Genomic DNA, 10638 nt, shown 5'->3' on the forward strand with positions numbered 1-10638 from the left:
GAGGTGCGCACCTCCTTCGCCACGGCGAAGGAGCGCTGGAACAGCTGGTTGAGCGTGGCGCCCAGCGCGCCGGCCTGGTCGGCGACGCGCACCGCGTCCTTCATCTGGCCGAGGATCTGCGCTTCGCCGAGCACCATCGAGTCGAGACCGCTCGCCACCCGGAAGGCATGGCGGGCGACGCCCGCGTCCTGCAGCAGATACGAGTGGCTGCGCAGCAGGCCGGGCGCGACCCCGCCGGAGCGGGCCAGCCAGTCGACCGTGGTGTCGATGTCGTGCTGGGCCCCGGCGCAATAGATCTCGGTGCGGTTGCAGGTGGAGAGGATCGCGGCCTCGGGCGCGTGGCCGAGCCGCTCGCCGGCGTTGTCGCGCAGCGAGTGCAAGGTGGGCGCGATCTGGTCGAGGGCGAACGCGAACCGGCCCCGCAGATCGAGCGGTGCGGTCGTGTGGTTGATGCCCAGGGTCCAGACTGCCATGCGCCGAATTATAAAATTCGATCCAGATCAAGCACTTAGTGCGGGTCCATTTTCCACTTGCTCCAGATCAACCGCACCTGAATTGGGCCCTTTCGACCTCGCCAGGCATTTGCTGAGCTTCGCGGCGCCCGCCCTGGCCGTCGCCTTGCTGGTGACCCTTGCCGCCCGTGTCATCCTGCCGCGCGCCCCTGGGCCGCGCAGCTGGTGGCTTCCCTTCATCCTCAACGTGGCCGTCGGCCTGGGAGTCCTCGCCGCCGGGCTTTGGTGGTACGGACGCGACGGAAAGATGGTCACTTACACGGCCATGGTGGCCGCCGTCGCCACCAGCCAGTGGCTGGCGGCCCGCGCGTGGCGCCCTTAGGACGCCGGCCCGCGGGCTCCTAAAATCGGCCGGCCCATGCTGTTCCTGCTCTCCCCCGCCAAGACCCTCGATTACGAGTCGCCCGTCCCCGACGTCCCGCACACGCTGCCGGCCTTCACGGAGGATTCGGTGCGCCTCATCGAGGTGCTGCGCCGCAAGTCGCCGCAGCAGCTGTCTTCGCTGATGGAGATCAGCGATGCGCTGGCCGGCCTCAACGCCGCGCGTTACCAGGCCTGGACGCCCAAGTTCACGGCGCGCAATTCGCGCCAGGCGGTGCTGGCCTTCGACGGCGACGTGTACGACGGCCTGCAGGCGCGCCAGCTCGCCCCCGCCGACCTGGAGTGGGCGCAGCAGCACCTGCGCATCCTGAGCGGCCTCTACGGCGTGCTGCGCCCGCTGGACTGGATGCAGCCCTACCGGCTCGAAATGGGCACCGCCCTGAAGGTCGGAACGGCCGGCAACCTCTACCAGCACTGGGGCAGCCGCATTTCCGAACACCTCAACGAGCTGCTGGCCGCGGACAAGACGCCGGTGGTGATCAACCTGGCGTCGCAGGAATATTCCCGCGCCGTCGACCGCCGGGCGCTCAAGGCGCGCATCATCGACTGCGTGTTCGAGGAGTGGCGCGGCGACGGCTGGAAGGTGATCAGCTTCTCGGCCAAGAAGGCGCGCGGCCTGATGGCGCGCTACGCCATCACCAAGCGGCTGGAGACGCCGCGCAAGCTCGAGAACTTCAACCTCGAAGGCTATGCCTTCGACGCCTCCGCCTCGCAAGCCGAGCGGCTGGTGTTCCGGCGCAGGACGGCAGCATGAGCACGACGGTATCGAAGCAGCAGGTCACGCCCGAACTGCGCAAGTGGATCGTGGAGCAGGCGCAGGCCGGCCACGGCGCCGAGTCGGTGCTCAAGGCCATGCTGGCCTCGGGCTGGTCCGAAGAGGTGGCCGTCGATGCCATGGAGACCACGCTGCGCGGCCACCTGGAAAGCCAGGCGGTGGCGCAGGGCCTGCCGCCGGGCGTGCCGGTGCCCGATCCCGATCTCGCCGAGTCGCCGCTGTACATCGACGCCGGCGACCGCCGCGTGGGCGTGCTGCAGTCCATGTACAACCCGCGCGTGGTGGTGTTCGGCAACCTGCTGTCCGGCGAGGAGTGCGAGCAGCTGATCGCCCTGGCCACGCCGCGGCTCGCGCGCTCGCTCACGGTCGCCACCAAGACCGGCGGCGAGGAAGTCAATGCCGACCGCACCAGCAACGGCATGTTCTTCCAGCGCGGCGAGAACGACCTGGTGCAGCGCATCGAGCGCCGCATCGCGCGCCTGGTCCGCTGGCCGGAAGAGAACGGCGAGGGCCTGCAGATCCTGCAGTACGGCCCCGGCGCCGAGTACAAGCCGCATTACGACTACTTCGACCCGAACGAACCCGGCACGCCCACCATCCTCAAGCGCGGCGGCCAGCGGGTGGGCACGCTGGTGATGTATCTCGCCGAACCGGAAAAGGGCGGCGGCACGGTGTTCCCCGACGTGCACCTGGAAGTCGCGCCCAAGCGCGGCAACGCGGTGTTCTTCAGCTACGACCGCGCGCATCCTTCCACCCGCACGCTGCACGGCGGCGCGCCGGTGCTGCAGGGCGAAAAGTGGATCGCCACCAAGTGGCTGCGCGAGCGCCGCTTCGAATGAAGGTCGAGGCCAACGGGCTGTCCATCGAGGTGGAGGACACGGGCCCGGGCGCCGGGGGGGCGCCGGTGCTGCTGGTCATGGGCCTGGGCATGCAGCTCACGGCCTGGCCCGATGCGTTCGTGCGGGGCCTGGCCGACGCCGGCCATCGCGTGATCCGCTTCGACAACCGCGACATCGGCCTGTCGACGCGGCTGGAGCACCTGCCGGCGCCCAACCTGCTGTGGGAGAGCCTGAAGCTGCGGGTGGGGCTGCCGGTGCGCGCGCCCTATCCGCTCTCCGCGATGGCGGACGATGCCGTCGGCGTGCTCGACGCCCTGGGCATCGCGAAAGCGCACGTGGTCGGCGCCAGCATGGGCGGGATGATCGCGCAGCGGCTGGCCATCGGCGCGCCGGAGCGCGTGCTCTCGCTCACCAGCATCATGAGTTCCAGCGGCGCGCGCCGCCTGCCGGGGCCGCAGCCGCGCGTGCTGCAGGTGATGCTGAGCCGGCCGCGCGACCACGGCGAGCCGGCGCTGCTGGCGCATTACGTGCGGCTGTTCGAGGCGATCGGCAGCGCGCAGTACCGGGTGCCGCCGGAGGAACTGCGCCAGCGCATCCTCGCGTCGGTGCGGCGCGGCGGCTACCGGCCTTCGTGCACGGCGCGGCAGCTCGCGGCGATCGCCGCCGACACGGACCGCGCGCGCGAACTCGCGCGCATCCAGGCGCCGACGCTGGTGCTGCACGGCACCGAGGACCCGCTGGTGCCGATCGCCTGCGGCGAGGACACGGCGCGGCGCATCCCCGGCGCGCGCTTCGTCGCCATTCCCGGCATGGGGCATGACCTTCCGCCGGGCGTGGTCGAGCATCTGCTGGCGCCCCTGCTGCCGCATCTGCGGCTAGGCTCGCAGGCATGAGCCCCGACCAGTCGCAGCTGGGCAAGCCGGTCCGGTATGCGGACCGTTACGACCCCAGCATCCTCTTTCCCATCTCGCGCGCGCCCAAGCGCGAGGAGATCGGCATCACGGGCGCGCCGCCCTTCTTCGGCGCCGATCTCTGGACCGCCTTCGAGCTGAGCTGGCTCAATCCGCGCGGCAAGCCGCAGGTCGCGATCGCGCACTTCACGGTGCCTTGCGAGACGCCCAACATCGTGGAGAGCAAGTCGCTGAAGCTGTACCTGGGCAGCTTCAACAACAGTGTGTTCGCCAGCGCCGACGAGGTGCGGGATCGCCTGCGCGCGGATCTCGGCGAAGCCGTGTGGCGCGGCGCGCCGGCGCCCTCCAGCATCGGCGTGCGGCTGCTGCTGCCGGAACTGTTCGACCAGGAGCCGGTGCAGGAACTCGACGGCCTGAACCTCGACCGGCTGGACATCGAATGCACCGACTACACGCCGGCGCCGCACCTGCTGACCGCGGTGTCCGGCGAGCAACCGGTCGAAGAAGTGCTGACCAGCAACCTGCTGAAAAGCAATTGCCTGGTCACGGGCCAGCCCGATTGGGGCAGCGTGCAGGTCCGCTACACAGGGCCGCAGATCGACCAGGGCGGCTTGCTGCGCTACCTCGTGAGCTTCCGCAACCACAACGAATTCCACGAGCAGTGCGTGGAGCGGATCTTCATGGACATCTGGAGCCGATGCCGGCCGACGCGGCTGGCCGTCTACGCGCGCTACACCCGCAGGGGTGGGCTCGACATCAATCCCCTGCGCACCAGCCACCCGATGGCCCTGCCGGCCAACGTGCGCACGGCGCGCCAGTAAGCTTCAGCGCGCGCACAGCCAGTCGCAGCGCAGGCGCCGCAGCCGGTGCTCGCGCATGCGCCAGGCCACGTACAGGGTGGGCGCCGACATCGACACCGCCAGCAGCGGCGCCGCCCACAGCGCATCGAAGGTGAAGGCCGGCAGCCAGCCCACCCAGCCGGCGAGCCAGAGCGTCAACATGGCGTCCCAGATGTGGTACTCCACCGGGTGCTCCCGCTGGTGCGCTACCAGCCATTGCTTGATGCGCTGCATTTCCTCGAGCTTCATCGCCGTTCTCCGCAGGTGGGGCCGCGCTTGGGCGGGGCCTCTTGCGGATCAATGTAAGTTCCGCGTAAGCACGGGTCAATTGTCCGCAGAGCGTGGGGGCGTGTAGTCGGGCGCGCCGTCCGCGCCGTGGAAGAGGTCGGGCGTGAACTCGGCGACCTGGTGCTCGGGCGCGGTCGCAGGGGCAGTGCTGTCGGGCACGGCGTCGGCTTTCGCCAGCTTGCCCACGCGCACGCCGAGCAGGCGCAGGCGCTGGCCGAGGTCCACGCGCTTGAGGCACAGGCCGGCGGCGCGGCGGATCACGGCAGGATCGTCGGTGAAATGTTCCAGCGTATGATCGCGCGTGGCCGTGCGGAAATCGTCGTAACGGAGCTTGATGCCGATCGTCTTGCCGACGTAGCCCTTGCGCCGCAGGTCCTCCGCCACGCGCGCGCACAGGTCGGTGAAGATGGCCCCGAGCTCCGCGCGGTCGCGCACGGCATGCAGGTCGCGGTCGAAGGTGGTCTCGCGGCTCATCGACACCGGCTCGCTTTCGGTGACCACCGGGCGGTCGTCGCGGCCCCAGGCGGCATCGTGCATCCAGGCGCCGTAGGCCTGGCCGAAGTTGTCGACCAGCCATTCCTGCGACTGCGCCGCGATGTCGCCGACCGTGTGCAGGTGCAGGCGGTGCAGCTTGGCTTCCGACTTCGGGCCGATGCCGTTGATCTTGCGCACCGCCAGCGGCCAGATCTTCGTCTGCACGTCGCCCGGGTAGACGATCGAGATGCCGTTCGGCTTGTTGAACTCGCTGGCCATCTTGGCGATCAGCTTGTTCGGCGCGACGCCGATGGAGCAGGTGAGGCCGGTCGCCTGGTGGATGGACTTCTGGATCAGGCGCGCCAGCACGCGGCCGCCTTCGCGCTGCCCGCCCGGCACTTCGGTGAAGTCGATGTAGACCTCGTCGATGCCGCGGTCCTCCACCAGCGGCGCGATCTCGCGGATGACGGTCTTGAAGGTGCGCGAATGGCGGCGCACCTCGTCGAAATCCACCGGCAGCACGATGGCGTTGGGCGCCAGCTTCGCCGCCTTCATCATGCCCATCGCGGATCCCACGCCGAACTGGCGCGCGGGATAGGTCGCGGTGGTGATCACGCCGCGGCCGACGTAGTCCTTCAGCAGCGGGAAGGCGTCCACCGGGATGTGCGACAGCGCCCGGCCGGCGAAGCGCTCGAGCAGCAGCTCGTCGACCTCGCGGCGGCCGCCGCCGATCACCACCGGCAGGCCCTTCAGCTGGGGATAGCGCAGCAACTCGACGGACGCGAAGAACGCGTCCATGTCGAGATGGGCGATGCGGCGCTGGATGGACACCCAGTGATTGTGCCGCGCGCTCCGTCATCCCCGCGCAGGCGGGGAACCAGGGCGTCCGTTTTCAACGCCCTGGATTCCCGCCTGCGCGGGAATGACGATGAACCTAGAAAGTCCCCGGCAACAGGATGCTGCGATCCACGTTGCGGATGTCCGTGCGGCCGCAGAAGGCCATCGAGAGATCCAGTTCGTTGCGGATGATCTCCAGCGCGCGTTCCACGCCCGGCTGGCCCATGGCGCCCAGGCCGTAGAGCATCGCGCGGCCGATGTAGGTGCCGCGCGCGCCCAGCGCCATCGCCTTGAGCACGTGCTGGCCGGAGCGGATGCCGCCGTCCATGTGCACCTCGATGCGGTCGCCCACCGCGTCGACGATCGCGGGCAGGGCGGAGATGGAGGAGGGCGCGCCATCGAGCTGGCGGCCGCCGTGGTTGGAGACGATCACCGCGTCGGCGCCGGAGGCGGCGGCGAGTTTCGCGTCCTCGATGTCCTGCACGCCCTTGAGGATCAGCTTGCCGCCCCAGCGCTTCTTGATCCACTCCACGTCGGCCCAGGACAGGCGCGGGTCGAACTGCTTGGCCGTCCACTCCGACAGCGAGCCCATGTTCTCCACGCCCTTGACGTGGCCGACGATGTTGCCGAACTGGCGGCGCTGCGTGCCGAGCATGCCCAGGCACCAGCGGGGCTTGGTCATCATGTTCAGCAGGTTGGCCGGCGTGAGCTTGGGCGGCGCCGACAGGCCGTTCTTGAGGTCCTTGTGGCGTTGTCCCAGGATCTGCAGGTCCAGCGTGAGCACCAGGGCGGAGCAGTTGGCGGCCCTGGCGCGATCGATCAGCGCCTCGATGAAGCCGCGGTCGCGCATCACGTACAGCTGGAACCAGAACGGGTGGCGGCCGGTCGCCTCCGCCACGTCCTCGATCGAGCAGATGCTCATGGTGGACAGCGTGAAGGGGATGCCCAGGTTCTTCGCCGCGCGCGCCGCGAGGATCTCGCCGTTGGCGTGCTGCATGTCGGTGAGGCCCGTGGGCGCGATCGCCACCGGCATCGCGACGTCCTGGCCGACCATCGTCGTTCGGGTGGTGCGGCCTTCCATGTTCACCGCCACCCGCTGCCGCAGCAGGATGCGGTCGAAGTCCGCCTCGTTCGCCCGGTAGGTGCTCTCCGTCCACGAGCCGGAATCGGCGTAGTCGTAGAACATGCGCGGCACGCGCTTCTGGGCGAGAACGCGCAGGTCCTCGATGTTGGTGATGACTGGCAAATGGGTCTCCTCGTCCTTGGCCGCGGAATCGTAGCGGCTGGCCGGGCGCGCCCCTTTGAAGATTTTTGAAGCGCCACGGAATTCGGTTCAGGCCGCCCCGGAACGTCCCGCCGACGCCACGGTCGGGGTGGTAGGGAAGGCCCCCAACTAGACAATCAATCTTAAGTAAGCGTTTCCTACGTGATTTGCTTAACCACGCTGACGCTTCCCGCCAGCCCAGCGGTATTGGCTGGTCGAATAGCGGTATTGCGATTGGCAATATCTGTAAGAAACTGTATCCAATGCGGGTTGCAACTCTTTTTCTTTCGTCGGCCTTGGTGCTGGTGGCCGGATGCGCGGCGGTCCAGCCGCGTCCGCTCGCCATGGAGGAAGTGCAGTCGCAGGCCCGGGCCGACCGGCAGCAGGCGGCCGTGGGGGTCGCGCCGATCCGCGGCGCGGTCAGCCTGGAGGAAGCCGTCGCCCGGGCCCTCAAATACAACCTGGACCGACGGGTCAAGATGATGGAAGAGGCCCTGGCCCGCAGCCAGGTCGACCTGTCCAACTACGACATGCTGCCCAAGGCGGTGCTGGCCGCCGGCTACAACCACCGCAGCGAATTCCCCACCACGCGCGCCATCGACTCCGTCACCGGCGCGCCCTCGCTGGCGAACCCCTCGATCTCCTCGGACCGCAACCATCGCACGATGGACCTCGGCTTCAGCTGGAGCATCCTGGATTTCGGCCTGTCCTACTACAACGCCCGCCAGAACGCCGACCGCGCCCTGGTCGCCGCCGAACGCCGCCGCCGGGCCATGCACCAGTTGATCCAGGACGTGCGCACCGCGTTCTGGCGCGCGGCCAGCGCGCAGAAGCTGCGCGAGGACGTGCGCTCCGCCATCGCGCTGGCCGAGGACGCGCTGGGCGACGCCCGCAAGGCCGAAGCCGAACGCGTGCGCGCGCCGCTGGAGAGCCTGCGCTACCAGCGCCAGGTGCTGGAGAACGTGCGCCTGCTGGAAGCCATCGACCAGGACCTCGCCACCGCGCGCGTGGAACTGCTGCACCTGATGAACGCGCCGCTGGCGCTGGACCTGCAGGTGACCGAGCCGGGCGACGCGCTCGATCGCGCGCTGCTGCAGCAGGGCGTCGCGCAGATGGAGGAAACGGCGGTCCTGAACAACGCCGACCTGCGCGAGCAGTTCTACGGCGCCGAGATCGCCCGCCTCGAGGGCCGCAAGATCCTGCTGCGGATGTTCCCGAACCTGAGCCTCGGCGTCGACCTGAAGTACGACGACGACCGCTTCCTGGTGCACCACCGCTGGAACGAAGCCGCCGCCCAGCTGTCCTTCAGCCTGATCAACCTGCTGTCGGCGCCCGCGCAGCAGCGTTTCGCCGACGCCGGCGTGGCGGTGGCGGACCAGCGCCGCATCGCCACGCAGATGGCCGTGCTCGCGCAGGTGCACATCGCGCGCCTGCAGTACGCCGCGGCCTACCAGCAGTTCCAGCGCGCCGACGCGATCTGGTCGGTCGACGACCGCATCAACAGGATTGTGCTGGCGGGCGAGCGGGCCCAGACCCAGAGCAAGCTCGATCGCGTCTCCAGCAACACGACCACCATCCTGTCGATGCTGCGCCGCTACCAGGCGCTGGCGCTGGCGCATTCCGCCGCGAGCAAGCTGCAGGCCACGCTGGGCATCGAGCCGCAGATCCCGGGCGTGCAGGAAGCCTCGCTGGAGGACCTGACCCGCGTGGCCCGCGATTTCCTGCGCCAGACGCAGGGGGAGAAGCCGTGAAGCACGCTCTTTTCTGCGGCCTGGCGCTGTTTGCCGCCGCCGCCGGTGCCCAGGCGCCGCAACCCGTGCGCCCGGCCAACGTGCTGCCGCCGGCCGGCGTGCAGTCCGCGTCCCTGCCGGTCGCGATGGCCCCCACTTTCGCCGCCGGCGACCCGCGCGAGATCCGCGCGCAACTGGCGCCGCGCCGCTTCACCACGCTCGCCGCGGAGATCGGCGCCAAGGTGAGCCGCATCGCGGTGTCCGAAGGCGGCAGCTTCAGGGCCGGCCAGCTGCTGGTGGCGTTCGACTGCGGCCTGCAGCGCGCCCAGCACGACAAGGCGCGCGCCGCGCTCACCGGCTCCGAGAAAGCCTGGCAGGCGAACACGCGCCTGGCCGAACTCCATTCCATCGGCCGCGTGGAGCTGGACCTGTCGGAAGCCGAGGTCGCGAAGAACCGCGCCGAGGTGAACGCCATGGGCACCATGCTGAACAAGTGCAGCATCGCCGCGCCCTTCGGCGGCCGCGTCGCCGAGCAGAAGGTGCGCGAGCAGCAGTACGCGCAGCCCGGCCAGCCGCTGCTGGAAATCATCGACGACAGCGTGCTGGAACTCGAATTCCTGGTGCCTTCGCGCTGGCTCGCATGGCTCAAGCCCGGCCACCAGTTCAAGGTGAGCATCGACGAAGCCGGCAAGACCTTCCCCGCCAAGGTGCAGCGCATCGGCGCGCGCGTGGACCCGGTGAGCCAGTCGATCAAGCTGACGGCCACCATCGACGGCCGTTTTCCCGAGCTCGTGGCCGGCATGAGCGGCCGCGTGAGCATGACTCCGCCGAGCCCATGAACCAGGGCCCGCGAGGGCGCAAGCAATGAACAAGAGCCGCCGACCCGGTCCGGATCCCGAAAACAAGAAGAACGGGGCCGGCAGCGGCATCCGCAAGCGCAAGCCGCAACTGCTGGCGCTGGAACCGCGCCTGATGTTCGACGGCGCCGCGGCAGCGACCGTCCCCGAGGACACGAGCGCGGCGCTGTCGCCCACCGTGTTCGAGCGCGTCGTGGAGAAAGCCGCCTCGCCGGTGGACAAGACCACCGATGCGACGACGGCGTCGACCGCGAACGACGCTTCCGCCTCTACCGATGCGCGCGCTGGCGCGGCGCCCGCCGACGGCGCCCGCCGCGAGATCGTGTTCGTCGACACCACCGTGGCCGCCTGGCAGACGCTGGTCTCCGGCGTGCGCGAAGGCGTGCAGGTGGTGCTGCTCGATCCGCAGCGCGATGCTTTCGCGCAGATCGCCGGGCGCCTGCAGGGCGAGCGCGACCTGGACGCGATCCACATCGTCAGCCACGGCTCCGGCGGCACGCTGATCGTCGGCGGGAACGCGTTCGACGAGTCCGCGCTTGCGTTCCATGCCGCGGAACTCGAGGTGATCGCCCATGCGCTGAGCGCCGATGGCGACATCCTGCTGTATGGCTGCGACATCGCGGCCGGCGCCGCCGGCGCGTCGTTCGTGCAGGCGCTGTCGCGCGCCACCGGCGCCGACGTGGCCGCCAGCACCGACACCACCGGCCATGCGGCCATCTGGGGCGGCGACTGGACGCTGGAGCAGAAGACGGGCACCGTCGAGGCCGCGCTGTTCGCGAGCGATGCGACGCTCACTGCCTACGAAGGCAAGCTCGCCACCATCAACCTGGGCGGCAACACGGGCTGGATCCCGCTGATGTTCGGAACGTCCAAGGACCCGCAGGGCGACAGCCAGGCGCAGGCGTCGGACACCGACATCGTGGCCGATGCC

11 protein-coding genes and 1 pseudogene are annotated in these 10638 nt (G+C 69.6%); 8 read left to right on the forward strand and 4 right to left on the reverse strand.

Going from position 1 to position 10638, the window contains the following annotated elements; all coding sequences use genetic code 11:
• Positions 1-473 (reverse strand): annotated as a pseudogene (locus VF522_RS16655) (glutamyl-tRNA reductase); the annotation flags it as partial.
• Between the two features lie 82 nt (positions 474-555).
• Between VF522_RS16655 and VF522_RS16660 the strand changes: the two are divergent.
• From VF522_RS16660 to queF, 5 genes are read left to right on the forward strand one after another with little or no spacing between them, the layout of a single operon-like run.
• Positions 556-834, forward strand: a complete 279-nt coding sequence (locus VF522_RS16660) for a hypothetical protein (protein ID WP_330909415.1) — start codon at positions 556-558, stop codon at positions 832-834.
• Between the two features lie 36 nt (positions 835-870).
• Positions 871-1647, forward strand: a complete 777-nt coding sequence (gene yaaA / locus VF522_RS16665) for a peroxide stress protein YaaA (protein ID WP_330909416.1) — start codon at positions 871-873, stop codon at positions 1645-1647.
• Positions 1644-2507 carry a 2OG-Fe(II) oxygenase gene (locus VF522_RS16670; RefSeq protein ID WP_330909417.1) on the forward strand — a complete coding sequence of 288 codons (864 nt, stop codon included), beginning with the start codon at positions 1644-1646 and terminating at the stop codon, positions 2505-2507. The genes yaaA and VF522_RS16670 overlap by 4 nt, the downstream gene beginning before the upstream one ends.
• Positions 2504-3400: an alpha/beta hydrolase gene (locus VF522_RS16675; RefSeq protein WP_330909418.1), complete on the forward strand. Its 897-nt coding sequence runs from the start codon at positions 2504-2506 to the stop codon at positions 3398-3400. The genes VF522_RS16670 and VF522_RS16675 overlap by 4 nt, the downstream gene beginning before the upstream one ends.
• Positions 3397-4239, forward strand: coding sequence for an NADPH-dependent 7-cyano-7-deazaguanine reductase QueF (gene queF / locus VF522_RS16680; RefSeq protein WP_330909419.1), 843 nt, complete (start codon positions 3397-3399; stop codon positions 4237-4239). Before VF522_RS16675 ends, queF begins: the two co-directional genes overlap by 4 nt.
• A 3-nt stretch (positions 4240-4242) precedes the next feature.
• Here queF and VF522_RS16685 read toward each other — a convergent pair whose 3' ends face one another.
• From VF522_RS16685 to VF522_RS16695, 3 genes are all read right to left on the reverse strand, one after another.
• Positions 4243-4506, reverse strand: coding sequence for a hypothetical protein (locus VF522_RS16685; RefSeq protein WP_330909420.1), 264 nt, complete (start codon positions 4504-4506; stop codon positions 4243-4245).
• Between the two features lie 75 nt (positions 4507-4581).
• Positions 4582-5817, reverse strand: coding sequence for a DNA polymerase IV (locus VF522_RS16690; RefSeq protein ID WP_330909425.1), 1236 nt, complete (start codon positions 5815-5817; stop codon positions 4582-4584).
• Between the two features lie 136 nt (positions 5818-5953).
• The gene (locus tag VF522_RS16695; protein WP_330909421.1) at positions 5954-7102 is read right to left on the reverse strand and encodes an alpha-hydroxy acid oxidase; all 1149 of its coding nucleotides are present in this window, start codon (positions 7100-7102) and stop codon (positions 5954-5956) included.
• Positions 7103-7383: 281 nt separating this feature from the next.
• Here VF522_RS16695 and VF522_RS16700 point away from each other — a divergent pair, with 281 nt between their 5' ends.
• From VF522_RS16700 to VF522_RS16710, 3 genes are all read left to right on the forward strand, one after another.
• Complete coding sequence (locus tag VF522_RS16700; RefSeq protein ID WP_330909422.1) at positions 7384-8871, forward strand: TolC family protein; 1488 nt, start codon at positions 7384-7386, stop codon at positions 8869-8871.
• On the forward strand, positions 8868-9689 hold the full coding sequence (locus VF522_RS16705) for an efflux RND transporter periplasmic adaptor subunit (protein WP_330909423.1): 822 nt from the start codon (positions 8868-8870) through the stop codon (positions 9687-9689). Before VF522_RS16700 ends, VF522_RS16705 begins: the two co-directional genes overlap by 4 nt.
• A 25-nt stretch (positions 9690-9714) precedes the next feature.
• The coding region (locus VF522_RS16710; RefSeq protein WP_330909424.1) for a DUF4347 domain-containing protein at positions 9715-10638 on the forward strand (924 nt) is incomplete at its 3' end.

It is taken from the genome of Ramlibacter sp., from assembly GCF_036383835.1.
Classification (GTDB): domain Bacteria; phylum Pseudomonadota; class Gammaproteobacteria; order Burkholderiales; family Burkholderiaceae_C; genus Ramlibacter.

Excerpts from the sequence above, each read along its gene's own strand:
- VF522_RS16685 (WP_330909420.1), bottom strand. The coding sequence starts at position 4,506 with ATGAAGCTCGAGGAAATGCAGCGCATCAAGCAATGGCTGGTAGCGCAC.
- queF (WP_330909419.1), top strand. The coding sequence starts at position 3,397 with ATGAGCCCCGACCAGTCGCAGCTGGGCAAGCCGGTCCGGTATGCGGAC.
- VF522_RS16690 (WP_330909425.1), bottom strand. The coding sequence starts at position 5,817 with ATGGACGCGTTCTTCGCGTCCGTCGAGTTGCTGCGCTATCCCCAGCTG.
- VF522_RS16700 (WP_330909422.1), top strand. The coding sequence starts at position 7,384 with ATGCGGGTTGCAACTCTTTTTCTTTCGTCGGCCTTGGTGCTGGTGGCC.
- VF522_RS16670 (WP_330909417.1), top strand. The coding sequence starts at position 1,644 with ATGAGCACGACGGTATCGAAGCAGCAGGTCACGCCCGAACTGCGCAAG.
- VF522_RS16675 (WP_330909418.1), top strand. The coding sequence starts at position 2,504 with ATGAAGGTCGAGGCCAACGGGCTGTCCATCGAGGTGGAGGACACGGGC.
- yaaA (WP_330909416.1), top strand. The coding sequence starts at position 871 with ATGCTGTTCCTGCTCTCCCCCGCCAAGACCCTCGATTACGAGTCGCCC.